General features: G+C 58.6%; 16 protein-coding genes. 14 read left to right on the top strand and 2 right to left on the bottom strand.

Going from position 1 to position 23,641, the window contains the following annotated elements; genetic code table 11:
* The first annotated feature begins 56 nt into the window (after positions 1-56).
* Together RUH64_RS11715 and RUH64_RS11710 are read left to right on the top strand one after the other, a co-directional pair.
* Positions 57-4,871: an NAD-glutamate dehydrogenase gene (locus RUH64_RS11715; RefSeq protein WP_313813550.1), complete on the top strand. Its 4,815-nt coding sequence runs from the start codon at positions 57-59 to the stop codon at positions 4,869-4,871.
* A 9-nt stretch (positions 4,872-4,880) separates the two neighbouring features.
* Positions 4,881-6,359, top strand: coding sequence for a histidine kinase N-terminal domain-containing protein (locus RUH64_RS11710; RefSeq protein WP_313813549.1), 1,479 nt, complete (start codon positions 4,881-4,883; stop codon positions 6,357-6,359).
* Between the two features lie 73 nt (positions 6,360-6,432).
* Here RUH64_RS11710 and RUH64_RS11705 read toward each other — a convergent pair whose 3' ends face one another.
* Positions 6,433-8,160, bottom strand: a complete 1,728-nt coding sequence (locus tag RUH64_RS11705; protein ID WP_313813548.1) for a LysM peptidoglycan-binding domain-containing protein — start codon at positions 8,158-8,160, stop codon at positions 6,433-6,435.
* A gap of 226 nt (positions 8,161-8,386) precedes the next feature.
* Between RUH64_RS11705 and RUH64_RS11700 the strand changes: the two genes are divergently transcribed.
* Complete coding sequence (locus tag RUH64_RS11700; protein ID WP_396276015.1) at positions 8,387-8,719, top strand: Rv2175c family DNA-binding protein; 333 nt, start codon at positions 8,387-8,389, stop codon at positions 8,717-8,719.
* A 90-nt stretch (positions 8,720-8,809) separates the two neighbouring features.
* Here RUH64_RS11700 and RUH64_RS11695 read toward each other — a convergent pair whose 3' ends face one another.
* Positions 8,810-9,916: a polyprenyl synthetase family protein gene (locus RUH64_RS11695; RefSeq protein ID WP_313813546.1), complete on the bottom strand. Its 1,107-nt coding sequence runs from the start codon at positions 9,914-9,916 to the stop codon at positions 8,810-8,812.
* A gap of 160 nt (positions 9,917-10,076) precedes the next feature.
* On the opposite strand from RUH64_RS11695, the gene dinB reads away from it, so the two are divergent.
* The 11 genes from dinB to ftsW all read left to right on the top strand — a co-directional run bounded on the left by dinB (position 10,077) and on the right by ftsW (position 23,603).
* Positions 10,077-11,255, top strand: coding sequence for a DNA polymerase IV (dinB, locus tag RUH64_RS11690; RefSeq protein WP_313813544.1), 1,179 nt, complete (start codon positions 10,077-10,079; stop codon positions 11,253-11,255).
* Positions 11,256-11,434: 179 nt separating this feature from the next.
* Positions 11,435-11,818, top strand: a complete 384-nt coding sequence (locus tag RUH64_RS11685; RefSeq protein WP_313813542.1) for a DUF3040 domain-containing protein — start codon at positions 11,435-11,437, stop codon at positions 11,816-11,818.
* 478 nt (positions 11,819-12,296) lie between these two features.
* The gene (mraZ, locus tag RUH64_RS11680) at positions 12,297-12,710 is read left to right on the top strand and encodes a division/cell wall cluster transcriptional repressor MraZ (RefSeq protein WP_313813540.1); all 414 of its coding nucleotides are present in this window, start codon (positions 12,297-12,299) and stop codon (positions 12,708-12,710) included.
* A 171-nt stretch (positions 12,711-12,881) separates the two neighbouring features.
* Positions 12,882-13,874 carry a 16S rRNA (cytosine(1402)-N(4))-methyltransferase RsmH gene (gene rsmH, locus RUH64_RS11675; protein WP_313813538.1) on the top strand — a complete coding sequence of 331 codons (993 nt, stop codon included), beginning with the start codon at positions 12,882-12,884 and terminating at the stop codon, positions 13,872-13,874.
* A 1-nt stretch (position 13,875) separates the two neighbouring features.
* Positions 13,876-14,643 (top strand): hypothetical protein, encoded by a 768-nt coding sequence (locus RUH64_RS11670; protein WP_313813536.1) that lies wholly within the window; start codon positions 13,876-13,878, stop codon positions 14,641-14,643.
* A 75-nt stretch (positions 14,644-14,718) separates the two neighbouring features.
* The gene (locus tag RUH64_RS11665; protein ID WP_313813534.1) at positions 14,719-16,536 is read left to right on the top strand and encodes a penicillin-binding protein 2; all 1,818 of its coding nucleotides are present in this window, start codon (positions 14,719-14,721) and stop codon (positions 16,534-16,536) included.
* Complete coding sequence (locus tag RUH64_RS11660) at positions 16,530-18,122, top strand: UDP-N-acetylmuramoyl-L-alanyl-D-glutamate--2,6-diaminopimelate ligase (RefSeq protein ID WP_313813531.1); 1,593 nt, start codon at positions 16,530-16,532, stop codon at positions 18,120-18,122. The genes RUH64_RS11665 and RUH64_RS11660 overlap by 7 nt, the downstream gene beginning before the upstream one ends.
* A gap of 50 nt (positions 18,123-18,172) precedes the next feature.
* Entirely contained in the window at positions 18,173-19,630 is a 1,458-nt protein-coding gene (gene murF, locus RUH64_RS11655; RefSeq protein ID WP_313813530.1) for a UDP-N-acetylmuramoyl-tripeptide--D-alanyl-D-alanine ligase, read from the top strand.
* Complete coding sequence (mraY, locus tag RUH64_RS11650) at positions 19,627-20,730, top strand: phospho-N-acetylmuramoyl-pentapeptide-transferase (RefSeq protein ID WP_313813528.1); 1,104 nt, start codon at positions 19,627-19,629, stop codon at positions 20,728-20,730. Before murF ends, mraY begins: the two co-directional genes overlap by 4 nt.
* A 2-nt stretch (positions 20,731-20,732) precedes the next feature.
* The gene (gene murD, locus RUH64_RS11645) at positions 20,733-22,271 is read left to right on the top strand and encodes a UDP-N-acetylmuramoyl-L-alanine--D-glutamate ligase (RefSeq protein WP_313813527.1); all 1,539 of its coding nucleotides are present in this window, start codon (positions 20,733-20,735) and stop codon (positions 22,269-22,271) included.
* Between the two features lie 54 nt (positions 22,272-22,325).
* Positions 22,326-23,603: a putative lipid II flippase FtsW gene (gene ftsW / locus RUH64_RS11640; protein ID WP_313813525.1), complete on the top strand. Its 1,278-nt coding sequence runs from the start codon at positions 22,326-22,328 to the stop codon at positions 23,601-23,603.
* Positions 23,604-23,641: the final 38 nt, after the last annotated feature.

Genomic DNA, 23,641 nt, shown 5'->3' with positions numbered 1-23,641 from the left:
CGGGCCGATCGAACATCGTTCTTGGAGGCGTTCACTTGAACTCGTCGGAATCCAGCATGTCTGAATCATTCATGGATGCGACTCTCACCTCATCCTTGGTGAGCGAGTACTACGGCCAGATCGCGAAGGAGGACGTTGCGGCTTACCGGCCAGACGAACTCCAATCGCGTGTCGCCGCCCATCTGGAAATTGGTTATCAACGCGAAGCGGATACAGCAAACGTCGCCATCACCGGCAATGCCGGTGTTTCGGTAGTCAACATCGTCACCGATGACATGCCGTTCTTGGTGGACTCAGTCACCGCGGCGCTGGTCCAGCTCAACGCCCCCATCCAGTTGGTGGTCCACCCTACTTTCGTGGTTTCACGCGACCGTACCACCGGCGCGATTGCACAGCTGAGCTTCACCAGCACCCAGCATGTGGCCAGCGGCGACACCGCCGCACTTTCGGACCTAAGCACCCTGACCTCTGCCGATACGCTGACCAAGGTCGAATCGTGGATCTCCGTCGAGCTGGCTCGCGAACTCAGCGACGAGCAGGCCAAGGAGATCATCTCCACCCTGTCCAAGGTGCTCAACGACGTGCGCGTTGCTGTCACCGACTGGGCTGCGATGCTCGACCAGGCTCGAGCAATTGCCCAAAGCCTGCCGCAGACCGCCAACGCCGGCCAGATTGCCGAGCTTGACCAGGCGGTACAGCTGCTTGAATGGATGGCGGACGACAAGTTCACCTTCCTGGGCTACCGCCAGTACGACCTAGAAACCAAGAACGGCGAAGACGTTCTGGTGCCGCACGCCGGCTCCGGACTGGGTCTGATGCGCGACCTTGAGAGCCAAGGCCCGCAGCACCTGACCAAGCGTGGACGCATCACCGCCCGCGACAAGCGCGCCCTGATCGTCACCAAGGCCAACTCCCGCTCCACGGTGCACCGCGGCGTGTACCTGGACTACGTCGGGGTCAAGAGCTTCGACGCCAACGGCGAGGTCAACGGCGAACGCCGTTTCATCGGCTTGTTCTCCTCCAGCATGTACACCTCGAGTGTCAACACGGTCCCAGTGGTCCGCGAAAAGGTCGACGCAGTGCTCAAGAGCACCGGCTTCGCACCGAACTCCCACTCGGGCAAGGACATCACCACCATCCTGGAAACCTACCCACGCGATGAGATGTTCCAGATCAGCGTGGAAGACCTCACGGAAGCCGCCCTAGGCATCCTGCGCCTGCAGGAACGCCGCCGCACCTCGGTCTTCCTGCGCACTGACGACTACGGCCGTTTCGTGACCGCCATGGTCTACATCCCGCGCGACCGTTTCTCCACCGCGGTGCGCTACCGCGTCGAGCAGGAACTGCAGAACGCTTTCAACGCGGAATCGGTGGAATACGAAGCACAGCTCGGCTCGGGTTCGCTGGTGCGTCTGTTCTACCGCCTGCGCCTGCAGCGCCACGGCCTGGCACCGGTGGTCGACCGCAAGGTACTGGAGGACCGCATCGCGAATGCCGTGCGCTCTTGGTCCGAAGCGATCGTCGACGCCGCGCGCGCCAACCTTGAGCTCGGCGAGGCCAACCAGCTGAGCAGCATGTGGGCCGAGGCCTTCCCGGCCTCCTACAAAGTTCAGTTCGAAATCGACGAGGCACTGAGCGACATCGAACTGCTGTCCGAACTGGAAGGCCCCTCCGCCGCGGCCGGCCCGGTCGTCTCCTTCTACAACCCCAGCACCGACGACGAAGACGCGCTGGTCTCCAAGCGCATGAAGATCTACGTCGACCGTCCGCTGCTGCTGTCGCGCATCCTGCCGGTGTTGCAGGACCTGGGTCTTGAGGTCGTCGACGAGCGTCCATATGAGTTGAACCCAGAGGGTATCGGCCAGCGCTTCATCTACGACATGGGTCTGAAGCTCGATGAAAACATCGACTTCGCCGTAGTCCAGGACAAGCTGGCCGCTGCCTACGCAGCAGTGGTCCGCAACGCCGCAGAATCCGACAAGCTCAACGCCCTGGTATTGCGCGAAGGACTGGACTGGGAAGAGGTCGCCATGCTGCGCGGCTACGCCCACTACCTGCTGCAGCTGGGCGTGCCGAACTCCACCGGCTTCATCGCCAGCGCGCTGGTGAACAACGCGGCGGTCACCCACGGTATCGTCGCCCTGTTCCACGCCACCTTCGACCCGAAGCTGAGCGCCCAGCAGTCCGAGGATGCCCGCACGGCTGCCCACGCACAGATCGCGCAGGCGCTGGAAGCAGTTCCGACCCTCGACGCCGATACCCTGCTGCGTCGCATCGTGAAGGTCATCGAGGCAACCAAGCGTACCAACTACTACGCGGACGGCCACCAGGCGCTGGCATTCAAGCTGGCACCTGAGGAGATCGACTTCGCACCGTTCCCACGTCCAAAGCACGAACTGTGGGTCTACTCGCCGCGCGTCGAGGGCACCCACTTCCGCTTCGGCGCAGTGGCCCGAGGCGGCCTGCGCTGGTCGGATCGACGTGAAGATTTCCGCACCGAAGTTCTCGGCCTGGTCAAGGCCCAGATGGTGAAGAACTCCGTGATCGTGCCAACCGGCGCGAAGGGCGGCTTCTACGCCAAGCAGCTGCCAAACCCTGCAGTTGACCGCGGAGCATGGATGGAAGAGGGCAAGGCAGCCTACCGCATCTTCATCCGCACCCTGCTGGAACTGACCGACAACCTGATCTCCGACGACAACGGCGAGCACGTTCAGGCACCGCAGAACGTTGTGCGCCGCGACGGCGACGACACCTACCTGGTGGTCGCAGCCGACAAGGGCACCGCAAGCTTCTCCGATATCGCCAACTCCATCTCCGAGGAGAAGGGCCACTGGCTGGGCGATGCGTTCGCCTCCGGCGGCTCGGTGGGCTATGACCACAAGGGCATGGGCATCACCGCCCGCGGCGCCTGGGAATCGGTCAAGCGCCACTTCTTCCAGCTGGGCCTTGACACCCAGAGCGAAGAATTCACCGCGGTTGGCGTCGGTGATATGTCCGGCGACGTCTTCGGCAACGGCCTGCGCCGCACCAAGACCGTCAAGCTGGTGGCGGCCTTCGACCACCGCGACATCTTCCTGGACCCAAACCCGAACCCGCACGTAGCCTTCGAGGAGCGCGAGCGCCTGTACTTCACCCCGCGCTCCAGCTGGGCCGACTACAACCCAGAGCTGATTTCTTCCGGCGGCGGCGTGTACTCGCGCAGCCTGAAGTCGGTTCCGCTCAGCCCCGAGGTCCGCGAGGTCCTAGGCCTTGACGCCTCGGTGACCGCGCTGTCCCCGAACGAACTGCTCAAGGCCATCCTGTCGGCTCCGGTAGACCTGCTCTACAACGGCGGCATCGGCACCTATGTGAAGTCTGCGGCCGAAACCCACGGCATGGTGGGGGACCGCGCCAATGATGCGATCCGCGTCAACGGCGATCAGCTGCGTGTGAAGGTCGTCGGCGAAGGCGGCAACCTGGGCATGACCCAGCTGGGCCGCATCGAAGCCGCCCGCAAGGGCATCCTGCTGAACTCCGACGCCATCGACAACTCCGCCGGTGTGGATACCTCCGACCGTGAGGTCAACATCAAGATCTTCGTCGACCGTCAGATCAAGGCGGGCAACATCGATCCTGAAGAGCGCAAGGACTTCCTGCTCTCGATGACCGACACCGTCGGCGACTTGGTGCTGCAGACCAACTTCAACCAGAATGTGCTGCTGCTGAACGAAAAGCACGCGGCATTGACCTGGGCTCCAGCCTATGAGCGTCTGATGCAGTGGTTGGAAGAGCACGCTGACCTGAACCGCGAACTTGAGTTCCTGCCCACCGCAGAGCAGCTTGACGAGCGCCGCCTGGCCGGCGAAGCGATGACCACCCCCGAGCTGTCGGTACTTGCAGCGTACGCAAAGATCCAGTTGGCCCACGCGCTGACCGAATCGGACCTGGCCGAAGACCCATACTTCGCCAAGACCATGCACCGCTACTTCCCGCCGCGCCTGGTCGAGCGCTTCGGCACCCAGCTGCAGTCGCATCCGCTGCGCAAGGAAATCATCGCTACGGTCATTGCCAACGATGTAGTGAACATCGGCGGCATCACCTACGTGTTCCGCGCCATGGAAGAAACCGGCGCCGGCGAGGTGCAGATCGCCAAGGTCTTCTGCGCCCTGCGCGAGGTCTACCGCTTCGATGCACAGTTCGAGGCAATCAACGCCCAGCCTGCCGGTACGGACGTTGACTACTGGGGCCGCCAGCATCACGATATGCGCCGTCTGCTGGACCGCGCCACGCGCTGGTTCATCAACCGCGTTGACCAGGAACTGTTGGTCAACCAGGCAGTTGAACGCTACGAGGCAATCGTCACCCAGCTGCGCGAAGAGCTGCCGGGCCTGTTGCGCGGAAACGACCAGGAGCGCTTCAAGCAGTGGCATGCAGATGCACTGGAGAAGGGCATCGGAGAGCGCCGCGCCAACATGTGGGCTTCCCAGTTCGAATCCTACGCACTGCTGGACGTGGCCGACCTGGTACAGCGCCGTCAGGACGACGTGGCCAAGGTCGCCGAGACCTACTTCGTTCTCTACGACATGTTCCAGGTGGACAACCTGCTCAACCGCATAACCAACCTTCCGCGTTCGGATCGTTGGCAGGCGCTGGCCCGCGCAGCCATGCGTGATGATCTGTACACCACGATCATCGACATGACCGCCAACGTGCTGGAGGTCGAGGGCGAGTTCGCCACCGCCGACGAGCGTGTTGCGGCGTGGGAAGAGGCAAACGAGGCTAATCTGGATCGTGCGAAGGCTATGTTCGCCGAAGTGAACAGCCTGGAACGCGATGACATGGCATCGCTGTCCGTAGCCCTTCGCCTGCTGCGTTCCATCGTCCGGAGGTAATCACCCCTAATGGCCCTCATCACCGAAGATCTACGTCTAAAAGCCGACCTCGGCCCCGGTGATGAGGACTGGCTCCACCTGCTGGTGGGGGACTGGCAACTGGTAGCGGACCTCGCGTTCGCGGACCTGGTGCTCTGGTTCCCCACCGGCGACGGTTCCTATACCGCATTGGCTCATGTGCGTCCCTCCACCACGCACACGACCTTTCACACCGACTTCGTCGGGGAGAGGATCCGCAAGGATCTTCGCATCATGGTGGATGAAGCATGGAACACCCGACAGATCCAGCGTTCGGCAGATCAGGCCGGAACAGAGATGATTCCAGGGCTTACCAGCGTTCAGGCGATACCCCTGGTACGCCAAAACCGCACCATCGCCGCGATCACTTCTCATTTCGATCGCAATCAATCGCGGACCCCATCAAACCTTGAACTGGTCTACCGCCAAAGCGCCGAGGACCTGCTGACCATGGCCACACGAGGGCTGTGGCCCGATTTCGCTAGCCCCACAGGCTCACGCCGTGGCGCGCCCCGTGTCGGCGACGGCTTTATCCGACTTGAAGCCGCAGGCGCGGTGGAGTTCGCCAGCCCCAATGCCGTTTCCGCCTTCCGCAGGCTTGGCGCAGCAGATGTGCTCCAAGGACAGCGGCTTGCGGATCTGACCATGGCCCTGGTGCGCGATCGGAGGGTGGTCGATGAAACGCTTCCGTTGGTGCTGCAGGGAAAGATGCCCTGGCGCACGGAAGTCGAGCACCGCGGGGTGACGCTCTCGCTGCGCGCGATTCCCCTGCGCGATCAGTCGCGGCGCTGGGGCGCGCTTGTCCTGTGCCGCGATGTTTCCGAGCTGCGCCGCCGTGAGAAGGAATTGGTGACCAAGGACGCCACCATCCGCGAAATTCACCACCGCGTCAAGAACAACCTGCAAACCGTCGCAGCGCTGCTACGCATGCAATCTCGACGGATGAACTCGGAAGAAGGCAAACAAGGCCTAGAACAGGCGATGCGCCGCGTATCCACGATTGCTTCGGTCCATGATTTCCTGTCCAAGGGCCTGAACGAAACAGTCAAGTTCGATGATCTGATGGATCGACAATTCAGGCTCATTGTAGAAATCGCTTCGCCAGGTCAAAAGGTCTCCACGCGCCGTGAGGGAACGTTTGGCATGCTGGACGCGGATCTGGCCACGCCGCTGTCGTTGGTAATCAACGAGCTAGTCACCAACGCCGTGGAGCATGGACTCGCCCACCGCGACGGTACCGTGGCATTGATCGCTGAACGCTACGTTGGAGCAGATTCCAAGCAGTGGCTAAAAGTCACAATTGAGGATGATGGCCATGGCCTACCCGAGGGGGAGCGGCGCGAAGGATTGGGACTGCAAATTGTGCGGACCTTGGTCAACAGCGAACTTTCCGGCGAAATTCAGTGGCTTCCGGGCGAACCCAACGGTACCCGTGTAGTCATAGATATGCCGCTGACCCTGGATCATTAGCAAATTAGGAAAGAAGCCAAATAGGCGAGTGGGGTAAGTTTTCTTACCCCACTCGCCTATTTTCGCGCAATGTTTAGCGGAACTGCTTCATCAATGACTTGACGCTCGCAACGTACTTCTTAGTGTCGTCGTACATTCCGTACTTCTGAACTCCGCCCAGGCCTTGGTAATACGAAGCAATTGCATCGTCCAAGTTGTCGGTATTGTCCAAGTTGTAGCGGATCACCGCAACACCGGCAAGTGCGTTGTCCCTAGGATCCATCAGATTCAGTTTCTTGCCAACGCGGCCTGAAATCCATTCTCCGGTGCTGGGAATAACCTGCATGGCGCCGATTGCATTCGCGGGAGAAACTGCGCGCATGTTGAAACCTGACTCCTGCATGCCGTGTGCCAACGCCAAGGCTGGATCGACACCCATTCGGTTTGCCTGGGCAACAATGATGCTTTGCATCTCCGAACGGCTCGGAACCGAGATTGAATCTAGGTAGTCCTTGTTGTTATTTGCGTTATCCACCACGTGATCTTCGTAGGTGCGGCCCAAGAATGAGTTCGGCACCTTCCGTGGCTTGGAGCTGCTGGAGGTTGAAGAAACCGATGAACCGCGGACCTTAAGCTTGGTGCCGATTTTCAATGGAGTCTCTGTACTGATCGAAGGATTCAGATCCAGCAACGCAGCGAGCTTCATATTGTGGCTTGTCGAAATTCCACCCAGGGTATCGCCAGACTTCACGGTGTACGTTGACGTCTTCGGTGCACTGCTCTTCGGTGCGGAGCTCGATGACTTCGTGGAGCTTCCGGATCCGGAGACCTTGACCTTGTCGCCTGGGAAGATCTTCTTGGACGCCGAAATCCCGTTGATCGAGAGCAACTCCGACAGCTTCATGCCGTGCTTGGCGGCGATGCCGCTCAGGGTGTCGCCAGACTTGACCGTGTAGCTCGCGCTTGAGCTGGAAGCCTTCGGTGCGCTGCTCTTGGAAGAAGACTTCGACGAATCATTCGAGCCGCCGTTGACCTTGATCTTGTCTCCGGGGCGAATGATCTTGCTGGAGGAGATGTTGTTTTTGCTCAACAAGGCCTGCAAGCTCATGTTGTGCTTGGCAGCGATGCCGCTGAGGGTGTCACCAGCCTTGACCGTGTAATTTGACGACGATGAGGAAGAAGACCGGTGCGAGGTGTTCTTGCTTCCTGAATTTGAGCTGGAACCACCCTTAACCTTGAGCTTGTTGCCAGGGTAGATGGTTTTGCTGGCAGAGATGTCGTTCATCTCCAGAAGGCTGCTGAGACTCATATCGTGCTTATTTGCAATGCCACTGAGGGTGTCGCCCGACTTCACCGTGTAGTTTCCGGTGCCGGAGCCCTTGGACGATTTTGAGCTCTTAGAGCTGCTGGAACTCTTGGAGGAGCCCTGCCCCGGAACCTTGAGGCTCTTACCTGCAACGATAAAGTCGTTTTTCAGATTATTTAGGTCTTTGAGCTTGCCAACTGTGGTGTCGTATTTGACGGCCAAAGCTGACAACGTTGCTCCAGCGGGAATCTTGATTTCCTTGACGCTGGCCTTGGCAGGAAGTCCCAGCGTTGAGACGCGGGATGCGATCAGGTGCGCCTTAATCTGATCTTCTGCGATCTTGATGTTCTGAGGCGTAATTGACTTGGCACTGGATCCTGGAAGGGATACCGCGCTGGCTGGTGCAGCTTGAGCGGCCGGTGCCAGCGCAAGGCTGCCAATCACGGCGGCAGGAATTGCAGCACCTGCAACGACACCTAGCGTGTGCTTGGATGCGTATTTCGCTTCGTTGGGCATGTAGGCATTCCTCATTTGTACGGTAGCGACGACTGCATTCACGATCCGGTGCGACCAGCCTGATTGTGCTGAATGATGATCGTGTTGCAATTGTTATCAAAGTGATACATGAAAATTTACACTACTTATGTGACTGGTGGGAACAACTGAGACTCGATCTAGGCAATTTTCTGCGCGTATTAAGGATTTGTGGGAACCTTAAAGGGTGAAAGACATCGAAAACCTTGTGGGCCAGTGGCTCAATCTGCCAGCTGTTGCTGAGATCCTAGACGTAGACATTCGCCGCGTACATCGGCTGCTCGACGAACGCGTCATTATTGAACTGCGAATCGGAGAACGCAAAGTACGTTCGATCCCAGCAGATTTTCTCCAAGACGATCAAGTTGTCGATAGCCTGAAGGGCACTCTGTCGGTCTTGAAGGACGCCGGGTTCTCTGACGAAGAGAGCATCAAGTGGTTGTTCACCGAAGATGAGTCTCTTCCTGGCACTCCAATGAATGCGTTGCGTACCGGACGTAAGACCGAGATTCGACGTCGGGCTCAGTCCTTGGCTTGGTAGCCCACCGTTGTTAAAACAGTTGGGGCTCGATCATCTGATTCAGATGATCGAGCCCCAACTGTTTATGCAATCTTTATTAATGCTCAATGCCTACTTGCTGCGTTTGGTCACAGCGTCGCTCAGATACTTCATGCCAGCAAGCGGCAAGTCGGCAACTTGAATTTTGCCAAGGGCTACCAATGATTGATTCGTCAGTTCGCTGATGCTTCGTTCGGTTGCTGCCAGAGCCCCGCTGTCTCGCAAAATCGTGCTCAGTCGGTCGACCTCGGCATCGCTGAGATTCGATGCCCCCAGCCGTGCCTGGATGAAGTCTTGGTTTTCCTGAGTTGTCAGTGACAGCGCGTGGGCAATTAGTTCGGTGCGTTTTCCTTCGCGAAGATCGTCTCCCGCAGGTTTCCCAGTGATTTCCGGGTCGCCGAAAACTCCGAGTACATCATCGCGCAACTGGAACGCTTCTCCGAGGGGGAGGGCAAATGCGCTGTAACTTTCGAGCAGCAGTGCATCGGCATCTGCCAATGCACCGCCCAAAAGGAACGGATTTTCCGTGGAGTACTTGGCGGATTTGAACCGAACGATGGTACGCGCGCGCTTGACAGCTTCGGCTGGATTGTAGGCCGGGCCGGCGGACTCTTCGAGCACGTCGAGGTACTGGCCCGCCATGACCTGGGTGCGCATGCGATTGAAAATTCTGCGGGTACTTGGATTGACGCTCGGAATAGATGCAAAAAGCTCTTCACTTAAAGAAAGGCATAGGTCGCCTGTCAGTATGGCACTGGCCATGCCATAGTGCGCCGCACTGCCCGAGAGCCCAAGCGCCTGGTGTTGAGCTTCGAAATGTTTGTGTACGCTCGGACGCCCACGCCGTGTATCGGAGTTGTCGATAATGTCATCATGGATCAAAGCTGCCGCCTGAAAAAGCTCCAGGGCCGCACCGAGCTGAACCGCATCCGGCGATGATGGGCTACCACCGGCACCCAAGAATCCCCAATAGGCGAAAAGTGGTCGAAGACGCTTACCGCCGCGTGTTAGTTCGCGAATTGCATTGACGATTTCCGTGGCGCTGGTGGTAATCGAAGAAACTTCCTGACTCTTAACTTCAAGGAAATCTTCGAGTTTCCGGGCAACGGAATCTGTAAAAGCCCGACTCAGACCCCGGACTTCGGATTCGAGGGAAGAGGTTGCTTCAGGCATCGACATGCAAATTCATTTCTACGCGATTCGTGCTAGGTGACTACCACTAACTGTACCGGGAATGTGCCTTAAGGGTGTTATGAGGCAAGGAACGGCGGATGGATTTATCTCAAACCATTTCGAACGTACTTTCGAATAGTGGTGTTGAATGGATAGACTTGACCTTATGGCCGACATAGAGCAACGCGCGATTCTCCACATAGATATGGATGCGTTCTTTGTTTCTGTCGAATTGCTGAGCCGGCCCGAACTCGTACATGGGCCGGTCATCGTGGGCTTTCCCGGAGGCCGGAGCGTTGTTTTGTCTGCTTCTTATGACTGCCGCTCCAGGGGTGTGCATTCGGCGATGCCAATGAGCCAGGCTATTGCCCTCATGCCTGAAGCCACGATTATTGAGCCTCATCACGAAAGGTACTACCGAATCTCCAAAGAGATAATGGGCTATTTACATTCGATTACCCCTTTGGTCGAGCAGGTCAGCGTCGACGAAGCGTTCTTGGATGTGACTGGAAGTATGCGCATGCTCGGAGGACCGGTGGCGATCGCTGAGGGGATTCGAAATGAAATTGCCCGTCGCTTCGAGCTGCCGTCAAGCGTGGGAGTTGCTAGGAACAAATTTGTTGCCAAGCTTGCCTCGACCTATGCGAAACCGAATGGGATGACGGTGGTGCCTCCTGATCGTACCGTTGAGTTTTTGCACCAACTGCCGGTTGCGAAAATGTGGGGCGTCGGAAAGCGTACTGCCCAGCAGCTTCACGTGATGGGTATCGACACCATTGCCCAGCTGGCGCAAATCAGCGAGTCCCGGCTTGTGACGCATTTCGGCGAACATGGTCGCTCACTGCATCTGCTGGCCCATGGCATTGACGACCGTCCGGTCCAGCCGGAACGCGAAGAAAAGAGTATTTCGGCCGAGCATACATTCGCTGAAGATATTTGGGATGTCGAGTTGTTGGAGTATGAATTACTCAAACTCAGTCACCGTGTCGGTCAGAGGCTACGAGCTCAGGGTAAAAGTGGGAGAGGTGTTGGGATTAAGGTGAAGTACCAAGATTTCAGCACAGTTAATAGGAGCAAAACCCTCATGGCGGCTACCGATTCATCATCCTTAATTGGGCGTGAAGTCGTGCTGTTGCTTAAGAACTTATTGCCATTGAAGCAGCCGATTCGATTGCTAGGGGTAAAAGCGGAACGTTTAGAAAGCCAATCGGGTGGAATTCAACTGAGTCTTGACCCGATTGAAGGAAAAACGCGCGACGCTGAGCGGGCAGTTGATCAGATCATCCGGAAATTTCCCAGTGCCTCAGTGGGGCCTGCGCGTTTCCTCGGTCCCAAGGACAAATAAGCGTAATTTGCTAGCTATGTATTAGTTAACAGTGTGGAAGATCAAGTGGCAGGGTATGGTCAAAAGAGACTATCCTTGAAGTAGGAACACGCGACGATCTTGGAACTTATTTCCGAAGTCACACGTTGAACCTAGGGATGGTAAATGGCCGTCTGGAAAGTCATTGGAAGGAGAAGGCGATGCCGCTATCGGAACACGAGCAGCGTCTGTTGGAGCAGTTGGAGAAACAGCTGCATGAAGACCGTCGCTTTGCCTCCAACATGAAAGCCCCAGCAAGTACTGGGCGACTTTCCACTCGAAACATTGCTCTGGGCATCCTCTTGGTGATCCTTGGGCTCGCTGGCCTATTATTTGGTATTTCCCAGCAACTCATCATCGTAGGAGTCATTGGCTTTGCAGTGATGTTCGGTGGAGTCATGTTGGCACTGAGGAAATCAGCAACAGGAAAAATTGGTCAGGGCCGTGCGCCCGGCGCCAAAAGTACTTCAAACAGCAGCTCCCAGTTCATGTCAGGGCTCGAAGAAAAATGGAATCAGCGTAAGCGAGACCAGTCTGACGGCTAAGACAAAAAGTTTTTAATGGGGTGCGACCACTAGGTCGCACCCCATTTTTGCGTCTTGGCAAACTTCGGATCACAGAGGATTCCAGTTGTAAGCAAACCGCGCGGGCGCGCGCACGACTCGCCGGTGAATGCGATGTGCGATTCTTGGCATACTCCAAGGGTTGATTCGAAAACGTTGCTCGCCGAACGACTCCACTTCCCTCCCCAAGTTCCTCCACTTCGCCCCCTTTCGCCCCGCTTCCGCGGAAATACGGGAATGGCGAAGCCTGAAATGAGGCCCTAGGCCTCCAATCGCCAATTCGTGTGCCCGGTTCCCTCCACTGTGGAAAAGGTCGAAAACCTACGAAAATACGCGATTTTTTATCTCTAAACATTCGGGATAACCCTCTAGGCGCGTTGACAGTGGAGGGTTGTGGAGTAAAGTGGAGTGCAGTAGAGGGAATTGGGGATTCTGGCCACTTTCAAGAAAGGCGGTGTGCATGTTCCTTGGAACTTACACGCCGCGACTTGATGAGAAAGGCCGCCTGATTCTGCCTGCCAAGTACCGCGATGAACTTGCCTACGGGTTGGTTCTGACACGCGGACAGGAACGCTGCATCTACGTTTTCAGCCAGCGGGAATTTGAGAAGCAACATGAGCAGCTAGCTCAGGCATCTCTGACTTCTCGCAAGGCGAGGGACTATGCTCGTGTGTTCTTGTCTGGTGCTTCAGACGAGGTACCTGATAAGCAGGGTCGCGTCACGATTCCACAAATCCTAAGAACCTATGGAGGGTTGGATCGTGAAGTCACTGTGATCGGTGCGGGCAACCGCATTGAAATCTGGGACACGACGGCCTGGCAGCAGTACTTGCAGGAACAGGAAGAAGCATTTTCCGACACCGACGAGGATTGATCATCCGATCACCGGACGTAATCCACGTTGCAGCTGCTGCGATGAGATCTCCAGCCACCTTGAGGGGGAATGGTTCTGGCTTCACTTCCCCGGAGCCAGAGCACTTCACCACCAAAGGGTTGGAGGGGGATCTGATTGCAGCAACAGATTTGAACGCGAAAAGGGGGCGCAGTGCCGAATCAGGATTCCCAGCGACCAGCATCCGAACGACATGTTCCGGTACTTCTGGATCGTTGCGTCAATCTGCTGGCTCCAGGCGTTGAGCGGGCCAATGCGGAAGGACGCGAAGCAATCGTTGTCGACTGCACCTTGGGAATGGGCGGCCATTCGGAAGCCATCCTGAAAAGATTCGACAACCTTCACCTGATCGGGCTCGACCGAGATGAACAGGCTCACGAACTAGCTGGTGCCCGTTTGGCCCCTTTCGAGGATCGCGTTGACCTGGTTCACGCGGTCTACGACGAAATCGCCGATGTCGTCGCCGACCTTGGATACCCGGGCGTCGACGGAGTGCTTTTCGACCTTGGAGTTTCATCCCTTCAGCTTGACGAGCGTGAACGTGGATTCGCCTATTCCTACGATGCGCCGTTGGACATGCGCATGGACACCTCGGTTGGCCCAACTGCAGAAGACCTCGTCAACGACCTGGAACGTGAGGAACTGCTGCGCATTATTCGCCAGTGGGGCGAGGAGAAATTCGCCGGGCGAATTTCCACCGCCATCGTTGAAGCACGCACCAAGGAACGAATAACCACTACCGCGCAATTGGTTGAGGTCATACGTTCGGTAGTTCCCGCAGCCGCTGCACGAAACCACGGGCATCCCGCCAAGAGAACCTTTCAGGCTTTGCGCATCGCGGTAAACGAAGAATTGGACGTTTTGGAACGTGCAATTCCAGCGGCAATGCATTCCTTGAACGTCGGCGGGCGCGTAGTTGTTATGAGCTATCACTCGCTGGAAGACAAGATCACCAAGAGACACTTCGTCCAAGGTTCGACATCGTCGGCCCCTCCAGGATTCCCCGTAGAGCTCGAAGAGCACAAGGCGGAGTTCAAGGTGCTGACCAAGGGCACAGAAAAGCCCAGTGAAGCCGAAATAGCAGAAAATTCCCGTGCAGCCTCGGCCCGACTTCGGGCCGTGGAACGAGTTCTTAAGAGGAGCTAGCATGAGCCAACGAGCCCAGCGCCGCGTGCAGAAGAATGCTGCCGTCACTGTCCAAGCAATGGCCGACGGCAATGCCGCCCGCGCCGTGCGCCCAGAGCCCGTTCCAGCTAGCGACCTTCCGGTCAGCGACACACCTCATCGCGTCACACTGTCGTTGGTCCCAAGGATCAACTCGGGCAATAGGCGCTCAGTGGTGGTGACCTCCGCGGTGATGGTACTGCTCTTCATCGGCCTCATTGTGTCACTGGTATTGATGAACACCTCGGTGGCCCAGCGTCAGTACGACATCGTTTCTCTGCGAAATCAAGAACGTGCGTTGTCGCAGGAAAACCAGGCGCTGCTTAAAGAGGCGCAGTCGTTGTCGGCGCCTCAGGCCCTGGCTAAGAAGGCCAAGGATCTCGGACTGGTGGCACCAGGTGCGCCGGGCATGATCGATCTCACTAAGGGAAAGATCACCCAGAAGGCAGATGACGCGGTCAAGGGCGAAGAGGCTGCTACCAAGTACCAGACGCTGCCGCTGCCAGGCGAAGCGATCAACGGTGCAAGCAAGGCCAAGGAACAGGCTTCCAAGGATGAAGCCAAGTCGACGACTCCACAGACGTCAGTCGGTAAAAAGGCTGATTCTGAAGAAGCGGCAAAGGTCGAGACCAAGGCCGCGCCTACAAAGGTCGATCGCAAGACCGACGATGAGGGACGGCCGGTATTCACCGATGGGGAACTCAACGGAGGCACGATTCCGGCGCCAACCATGAAATCCCCAACGAACTAGGCTTGTCTTTCTAAGCTTGTTCACGAACGGTTTTTAACCGCTAGAAATCCAGGTTGAAGGAAAGCTAGGTTCCCTGTGAGCGCGACTGTCATCAATACGGCGAAGAAACGGATGCGTTTCGTCCTGCTTTTGTCGCTCGTACTGCTGGTGGTCATCGCCCTGCGGCTCTTCTGGGTACAGGGAATCAATATGACTGCAGTGGCCGATACGGCGCAGGCTGATCGAAGCCGTACCGAAGTCATCCAACCTGCCCGTGGATCAATTCTGGATAAGAACGGCACAACTTTGGCCGTTTCGGTCGACCGCTATGATCTGGTCCTGGACCAGCGCCAGCAGGGTGAGAGCATCCGCCGCAAAAAGCTCGACGGGTCTAACGTCCGCGAGCAGGTCACCTGGGAACAGGCAATTAAAGAGTTGTCGGAGGTCCTTGATCAAAACGTCGATGAACTGACCAAGGCAATTCGCCCACAGGACGGAGCTAAGCCCAAGGGATATGTTGTGATCGCCAAGAGCGTCACACCCGAAGTGCGCAACGAAGCCATGGAAATCGGCATTCCGCGCCTATCATCCCAGCTTCGCAGCGAACGCCAGTATCCACAGGGTGTTATCGCCGGACCCTTGCTGGGATTCGTGCGCAATTCCGAAGATCAAACCGGTGTTGTTGGTGCCGAAGGCCTAGAACTAAGTCAAGAACAGCACCTGGCAGGAACCCCAGGCAAGCGAAGCTATGAAGTCAGCGCCGACGGCGTGCGCATCCCCACCACAGACCTCGATGAGACTCCAGCGGTGAACGGCCAGAACATTCTGCTGACCATTGATTCGGACATTCAGTATGAGGCACAGCGAGCGGCGGAAGCCAAGCGCAAGCAGTTCAACGCCGACTGGGTGACCGTGATCGTTGAGGAAGTTAAAACCGGCAAACTGCTGGCCATTGGCGACTCGGCCGAACTGGATCCCAACAACCCCGGCGCCACCGACCCCGAGTTCCGGCGTTCTGTATCCGTCACCCGCGCCTTTGAGCCCGGATCCACCGGCAAGGCCGCCACCTTCGCCGCGGCCATAGATTCTGGGGCCGTCAAGCCCACCGACGCATTCCGCGTCCCGAACGCCAAGACCTTCACCAACGAAACCATCCATGACTCGTTGGAGCACTCGACTTACGACATGACCGCTGCCGGCATCTTCGCCCGTTCATACAACACCGGTACCGTGATGATCGGCAACAAGGTCAGCAAGAAGACTCGTTATGACTACATGCGCGCCTTCGGCCTCGGTTCGCCCATTGACGTTGGACTGAACGGAGCCACCTCCGGCCAGCTGGCACCGCCGGAGAATTGGGACCGCCGACAGCAGTACACCACCCAGTTCGGGCAGGGCTATTCCCAGTCCGCCCTGCACACCGCTGCCATTTTCCAGACCCTGGCCAATGGCGGGGTCCGCATCCAGCCAAGTCTGATCAATGGGTATCAGAATGAAGACGGCTCGATTTCCGATCCAACGAATCCCAAAGAGGAGCGCGTTGTGAAGGAATCCACAGCAACTGAGATGCTCAAACTCATGGAAGGCGTCGTCGACCACGGTACCGGTACTAAAATGAAGATACCGGGATACCGAGTGGGCGGTAAGTCCGGCACCGGTCAGGCCGCAGGCCCGAACGGTGGATACGACGGATACACCTATTCATTCGCCGGCGTCGCACCACTGGATGACCCGCAGTACGTAGTGGTCGCGACCATGTACCGTCCAAAGGGCGACTGGAAGCAGTTCTCCGTGGCAGATACCTTCACCGAGGTCATGAGCCACACTTTGCATACATACAATGTGCCACCGAGCACGACCGAATCTGAGGCGTACGACGCCTTTATAGGTAAGGAACAAAAGAAACCTTGGTAGCCCAGGAAGCCGGCACGCCGCGCGCGCTGGAACGGCATTTGCGTCCACAAGACGTGTCAATCATCTCCTTCGAAGAACTTTGCGCAGCCATCGGCGGGCAAGTCAACGCGGCGGGGTCAACAGCCAACCCTAGGGTTCACGGCGTCAGCCTGAACCCGCAGGTAGTACAGCCAGGAGATGTCTTCTTGGCGATCTCGGGGGCAAAGCGCCACGGTGCAGAATTCGCCGCAACAGCCCAAGAGAATGGGGCTGCTGCCCTGATCACCGACGCCGCCGGGCTTGCATATTTGCCCGTGGGCTTCCAGCTTCCGGTTGCCGTGGTGCCCAATGTACGGCAGATCGCCGCCCTGGCCGCTACGCGGGTCTATGGAACCGACGAACGCAGCCCTCAACTCTTCGGCGTCACCGGCACCAACGGCAAAACCACCACAACCTTCATGATCCGCTCCATCCTCGAAGCGCTGGGCGTTGAGACCGGGCTGGTGGGCACCATTGAAATGTCTGCGCGCGGGGAGGTCATTCCGAGCGTGTTGACCACGCCCGAATCGACCCAGTTGCACGGTGTGCTGGCACGCATGGCCGAACAACAGGTTGAATCTGTGGCCATGGAAGTCTCCAGCCACTCGCTGAGCTACGGCCGAGTGGACGCGCTGCGCTTCGCCGTCGCGGGCTACACCAATCTCACCCAGGACCATCTGGACCTGCACGGAACCATGCAGGAGTACTTCGAGACCAAGGCGCAGCTGTTCACTGCCGAACGCAGCGAACGAGCCGTCGTACTGGTAGATGATCCCTATGGACTCCAGCTCGCTCAGCGCGCGTTGATCCCCACCGAGTCGCTCAGCCTGGACGAGTCGAACGCCGCGGCGGACTGGCGAGTAACTAACCTTGAACATTTCGCCTTGGGGCACAGCTTCAGCCTGGTGCACCGCGACGGGCGGAGCATCACCACGCGTACCGGTTTGCCCGGCATGTTCAATGTGGCGAATGCGGCACTGGCGGTGCTGATGGTATTGGCCAGCGGGGTAGAACTTGATCAGCTGCAGCTGGCGCTTGAAGCCCGGGACCCGCTCTCGGTAGCGGTGCCGGGACGCATGCAGGTAGTAGGCCATGCCCCGGTGGCAGTGGTCGACTTTGCGCACAACTCGGATGCCATTGCCAAGGCGTTGGATTCTGTACGTCCAGGGGAAGCCGGGCGCCGCATCATCGTTTTCGGAGCGACCGGCGACCGCGACAAGACCAAACGCCCGGATATGGGTGCCGTGGCGGCGCGCCACGCAGACATCGTCATCGTCACCGACGACGACCCACACAGCGAGGACCCGGCACCGATTCGGGAGCAGGTGGCGGCCGGCGCGCAGCAGGTGATCGACGCGGAACGCCCCGAGGTGCAGTTGTTCACGATCGCGCCACGGGCTAAAGCCGTAGAGTTTGCTGTGAGTTTGGCGTCGGAGAATGACGCGATCCTGATTGCCGGCAGGGGACATGAAGTCAGCCAAGATGTCGCAGGAATTGACGTGGAACTCGACGATCGAGTGGAGCTAGCTAACGCGTTGAATCTTCATGGTTTTGTGACCATCCACTAGTACGTCCAAGTCCACGTTTATCCTCGCCCAAGTGTAAAGTCCTTATTGCCATGATTGAACTGTCTCTGACCGATCTGCTGAAGATCACCGGAGGGCATGCAACCGCCAGCGTTGCGCCCGACACGGTGGTTTCTTCGGCAACCACCGACTCCCGTGAAGTTGTACAAGGTTCGCTATTTGTTGCCAAGCCGGGTGAATTCTCCGACGGCCACGCATTCATCGATTCGGCCTTGTCCCGTGGGGCCGTGCTCGCCCTTGCCGAACGCGTGACTTACGACGAAGAACGCAATGAACACCCCGCAGTCATCGTCGATGACGCGGTAGAAGCCATGGGTAGCATCGCCGCTCACATCGTCAACTATCTCAAAGCCAAGAACAACGCCGAGGTCATCGGCATCACCGGCTCGGCGGGCAAGACCACCACCAAGGATCTGCTCGCCGCGATCCTCTCCGAAGTTGCGCCTACCGTTGCGCCGATTGGCTCCTACAACGGCGAAGTCGGCGTGCCGCTGACGGTATTCAACGCCACCGAAGACACCAAGTATCTGGTCATTGAAATGGGCGCCACCGGTCTGGGCCACCTGACCTACCTCACCGACATGGTGCACCCGAAGATCGGCGTGGTGCTCTGCGTCGGCACCGCCCACGCCGGTGAATTCGGGGGAGTGGAGAACATCGAAAAGGCCAAGGGCGAACTGGTAGAAGCCCTTGACGCCGACGGTGTGGCAATTTTGAACGCTGAAGACCCTCGAGTCGCTCGCATGGCATCCCGTGCAAACAGTGCGGTCCGACTCTTCGGCAGCGGTGCCGTTAAGCCGGAGAACGCCGGTGTCTGGGCCGGCGAGGTCTTGGTCAACACCGACGGCCAGCCGGAAATGACCCTTGAATTCCCCAACGGCTACAGCCAGCGCATCACCTCGGGCCTGCTAGGCCGCCACCATGTGGCCAACATCCTTGCGGCTGCCAACGCGGCCAACGAACTGGGCATCGAACCGGAGCTCGTCGCCCGCGTATTGAACGGCCGCAAGGCCGGCAGCCGCTGGCGCATGGAACGCATCGAGCGGACCGACGGCGTGAGCATCATCAACGACGCCTACAACGCCAACCCAGAATCCATGCGCGCCGCCCTGGTCACCCTTGCAGAACTCGGCCTGCCAAGCGCCGACGCGCCGGCCCGACGCACCTGGGCCGTGCTGGGAGAAATGCTGGAGCTGGGTGAAGAGTCAATCCACCAGCACGATCTGCTCGGCCGCATGGCCGTGCGGATGAACATCCAAAAGCTTGTAGTCGTTGGACGGGGTGCCAAGGCAGCCTACAACTCGGCGGTCCTCGAGGGCAGCTGGGGGGACGAAGCGTACTTCGTCGAGGACGCAGCCGAAGCACGGACCCTTTTGCAAGAACAGCTGGAACCGGGAGACATCGTGCTGTTCAAGTCTTCCAACGGTGCTGGACTGCGCCATCTAGGTGACGAAATTGCAGCATTCGGACAGAAAGGTGGCCGAGCATGATCGGACTCATCATTGGAGCAGGCCTTTCCCTGCTGCTGACAGTGGTGTTCATGCCGCTGTATATCAAGCTATTGACCAAGAAGCAGTACGGCCAAGTGGTGCGCGACGACGGGCCTGACTCGCATGCGGTGAAGTCAGGCACGCCCACCATGGGCGGCGTGGTTTTCGTTCTAGCGGTCTTCGTCTCCTACTTTGCTACGCACCTGATTCTGAGCATGTTGGGCCGCGCCAGCTCGGGGATCACCGCCAGCGGACTGCTGCTGTTGTTCCTCTTCGGCGGCATGGGCCTGGTCGGATTCCTGGATGACTTCATCAAGATCTTCAAGAAGCGGTCCCTTGGCCTCCGAGCCTGGCAGAAGATAGTGCTGCAGGGAATCATCGGCGTGGTCTTTGCCGTGCTCGCCCTGCAGTTCCCGAATGAACAGGGGCTCACCCCTGCTTCCACTGCCATTTCCTTCCTGCGCGACACCAACATCGACCTAGCCTTCGCCGGGCCGATACTAGGCCTAGTGCTGTTCGTGATCTGGGCCAACTTCATCATCACCGGCACCACGAACGGCGTGAACCTCACCGACGGCCTGGACGGCCTGGCGACAGGCGCCTCCATCATGGTATTCGGCGCCTACACGCTGATGGGCATCTGGCAGCAGAACCAGGCATGCAGCAACATCAACGCACTCGATGTCTGCTACAGCGTCCGCGACCCGCAGGATTTGGCGCTGCTCGGCGCGATCCTCTCCGGGGCGCTGATCGGATTCCTGTGGTTCAACGCCAAACCCGCCAAGATTTTCATGGGCGACACCGGCTCCCTGGCCATCGGCGGCGCGGTAGCTGCCTTCGCGATCCTCTCGCGCACCGAACTGCTGCTGGTGATCATCGCCGGCCTGTTCGTCATCATCTCGCTGTCGGTCATCATCCAGGTGGGCTACTTCAAGCTTTCGGGCGGCAAGCGTGTGTTCAAGATGGCACCGCTGCAGCACCACTTTGAACTCTCCGGATGGTCCGAGGAAAACGTGGTCATCCGATTCTGGATCCTTGCGGGCCTGTTCGTGGCCGCGGGTCTGGGCATCTTCTACTCTGAATGGGTCGTTGCACTGTGAGCATGAACGCCAATGAAAAACTAGCGGGGCTCACCAGCTGGGACGCAGACTGGAACGGGCTGCGTGTGATTGTGGCGGGGCTGGGCCTGTCGGGCTTCTCCGCCGCCGACACCCTGATCGAACTGGGAGCGGTCGTCACCGTGATCGACGGACGCGACGACGAACTGAACCAGCAGCGCGGCGAAACTCTGAAGATCGTCGGCGCGCACGAGGTGCTCCTCGGGGCACAGCACGTCGCGCATCTGCCGCAGGTCCAGGGGCAGGCCCCGGAACTGGTCATCGCCTCGCCGGGATGGAACCCACGCCACCCGGTCATCGCCGAAGCCACCGAAGCAGGCATCGAGGTGTGGAGCGACATCGAGCTGGCCTGGCGCGTGCAGAACCGTGAGGGCCATACCGCCCCGAAGTGGCTGGTGATTACCGGCACCAACGGGAAGACCACCACGGTGTCAATGACCGAGGCGATTTTGCAGGCCCAGGGCTTGAAGGCCATTGCCGTCGGCAACGTTGGAACCCCAATCCTTGACGCCGTGCGAGAGCCGGTGGACTATGACGTCTTCGCAGTGGAGCTCTCCAGCTTCCAGCTGCACTACACCCACACCATCTCACCGGTGGCATCGGTAGTGCTCAACATCGCCGAAGACCACGTCGACTGGCACGACGGATTTGAGAATTACAAGGCCGCAAAGGCAAAGATCTATGAGCGCACCCAGGTTGCGGCGATCTTCAATGCGCAGGAACCTGTCACCATTTCAATGGTGGAAGAAGCCGACGTCATCGAGGGCTGCCGTGCCATCGGCTTCACCACCGACACCCCAGCGATGTCGATGGTAGGGGTAGTCGAAGGGTTGCTGGTGGACCGCGCCTATATCGATGACCGCCGCAACAGTGCAGTAGAACTCATTGCGCTGAATGAAATCTCTGAGATCGTGCCCCGGCACACCGCGGCCAATGCCGCCGCAGCCTCGGCGCTGACCCGCGCCTATGGTGTGGAGCCCGAGGCGGTGCTCAAGGGATTGAGCAGCTTTGACGCCGGCGCCCACCGCATCCAGGCGGTAGCCCGCCGAGACGACGTACTGTGGATCAACGATTCCAAGGCAACCAATCCGCATGCGGCTGACGCATCGCTGGCTGCTTTTACCAAGGTGATCTGGATTGCCGGGGGCCTGTCGAAGGGCGTTGACTACAACGAGCTGATCTCCAAGCATGCTCAGCGTTTGAGCAGCGTGCTATTAATCGGGACCGACGTCGCAGGGCTGCGCAGTGCGTTGGCCGAGAAAGCGCCGCAGGTGCCGGTCTTCGACATCACGGCGCAGAGTATCGCCGAAGAGGGCATCGCTCCGACCGGACCCCAGGTAATGAACCGGGCAGTACGGAAGGCAGCGGAACTGGCGGTTGCGGGGGACACGGTGCTGATGGCCCCGGCTGCGGCGTCGATGGATCAATTCAGCTCCTATGCCCAGCGTGGCAACGCCTTTATCAGCGCGGTCAGTGATCTGATGGATAGTGATTCATCGAGTCAAGATTCAAGCGACAAATAGCAGCAACACCCCTTCGCAGCAGGGGGGAACGTAAGACAGACGGGGGCACGGGTGGTGACCAAGGAGCGTAAGCAGCCAGGAAAATCCGGCACTGCACGTCGGAAACCAACCGACCCCCGCGTCCAGACTTCCGGGGCGAAGGCCGAGAAATTTCTGGATCAGGTAGCTAATCGCGGTGCCCGGCTTGCAGTCACCGACTATTGGCTGGTGGTGTTGGCCTCGATCGTGCTGGCGATTTTTGGCGTCATTATGGTGCAGTCTTCGGCCTCGGTGGAAGCGATCGCCGCCGGCAGGAACGGCTTTACCGTAGCGCTGTCGCAGGCAATGTTTGCCGTGGTAGGCATCGGCTGCATGCTGGTCATGCAATTCATCAAACCCGACAGTCTGAAGAAACTTGCCTGGCCCTCGGTCATCGCGGCGTTTGTACTGTTGTTCCTTGTCGCTTTCACCGGCTTGGGCCATACCGTGCTGGGCAACCGCAACTGGATCAAGATCGGCGGCTTCGGCCTGCAGCCCAGTGAGTTCGCGAAGCTGGCCTTGGCGGTCTTTGCCGCGTTCATGCTGGAGAAAAAACAGCACATGCTCTCTGACGTCAAGCACCTGCTTGTCCCCGTGGTAGCACCGGTAGGCATTGCGATTTTGGGGCTGGTGCTCATCGGCAAGGACGTCGGCACGGCCCTGGTATTGATCATGATCATCGGTACCGCCATGTTTCTTGGCGGCATGCGGATGAAATGGATTTTGGCATTGGCTGCTGTCGGATTCGTCGGGCTTGCAGTTGCGGTCATGGGCTCCAGTAACCGCCGCGGCCGCATCCTGGCTTGGCTAAACATTGAATGCGGCGTCGACGACCAGTGCTATCAGTCCAAAATGGGTTTGCATGCGTTCGCCTCGGGCGGCTGGTTCGGCGTGGGGCCGGGCCAGTCCCGCATGAAGTGGTCCTACGTACCAGAAGCGCAGAACGACTTCATCTTCTCCATTCTGGGAGAAGAATTCGGTCTGATCGGCGTCCTGTTCGTCCTGGCGTTGTTCACGGTTTTGGCTATTGCGATGTATCGAATCGCCGCACGCGCCGCGGACCTTTACACCAAGGTCCTCATGGGTTGCCTGATGGCGTGGATAATCGGCCAGACCTTCGTCAACCTGGGTACCGTTACCGGTGTCCTGCCGGTGATCGGCGTGCCGCTGCCGTTCATCTCATCGGGCGGTTCGGCAATGCTCGCCGTCATGCTCGCCATGGGCTTCGTCCTCTCGTCGGCCCGTGCACAGAAGCTGGAACTGCTGAAGGCCGAGGCACCTGTCGCAGTTGAGAAGCCAAGCACGCACGAATAATCACCGCCTGCGATTCCGAACTTTCTTCAATACCGATT

Origin of the sequence: Glutamicibacter sp. (genome assembly GCF_032154645.1) — a bacterium.
GTDB lineage: Bacteria > Actinomycetota > Actinomycetes > Actinomycetales > Micrococcaceae > Glutamicibacter.
The sequence above is the reverse complement of the archived record's forward strand: the minus strand, read 5'-3'. Positions and strand labels throughout refer to the sequence as shown.

Excerpts from the sequence above, each read along its gene's own strand:
- RUH64_RS11715 (WP_313813550.1), top strand. The coding sequence starts at position 57 with ATGTCTGAATCATTCATGGATGCGACTCTCACCTCATCCTTGGTGAGC.
- RUH64_RS11710 (WP_313813549.1), top strand. The coding sequence starts at position 4,881 with ATGGCCCTCATCACCGAAGATCTACGTCTAAAAGCCGACCTCGGCCCC.
- RUH64_RS11705 (WP_313813548.1), bottom strand. The coding sequence starts at position 8,160 with ATGCCCAACGAAGCGAAATACGCATCCAAGCACACGCTAGGTGTCGTT.
- RUH64_RS11695 (WP_313813546.1), bottom strand. The coding sequence starts at position 9,916 with ATGTCGATGCCTGAAGCAACCTCTTCCCTCGAATCCGAAGTCCGGGGT.
- dinB (WP_313813544.1), top strand. The coding sequence starts at position 10,077 with ATGGCCGACATAGAGCAACGCGCGATTCTCCACATAGATATGGATGCG.
- RUH64_RS11685 (WP_313813542.1), top strand. The coding sequence starts at position 11,435 with ATGCCGCTATCGGAACACGAGCAGCGTCTGTTGGAGCAGTTGGAGAAA.
- mraZ (WP_313813540.1), top strand. The coding sequence starts at position 12,297 with ATGTTCCTTGGAACTTACACGCCGCGACTTGATGAGAAAGGCCGCCTG.
- RUH64_RS11670 (WP_313813536.1), top strand. The coding sequence starts at position 13,876 with ATGAGCCAACGAGCCCAGCGCCGCGTGCAGAAGAATGCTGCCGTCACT.
- murF (WP_313813530.1), top strand. The coding sequence starts at position 18,173 with ATGATTGAACTGTCTCTGACCGATCTGCTGAAGATCACCGGAGGGCAT.
- mraY (WP_313813528.1), top strand. The coding sequence starts at position 19,627 with ATGATCGGACTCATCATTGGAGCAGGCCTTTCCCTGCTGCTGACAGTG.
- murD (WP_313813527.1), top strand. The coding sequence starts at position 20,733 with ATGAACGCCAATGAAAAACTAGCGGGGCTCACCAGCTGGGACGCAGAC.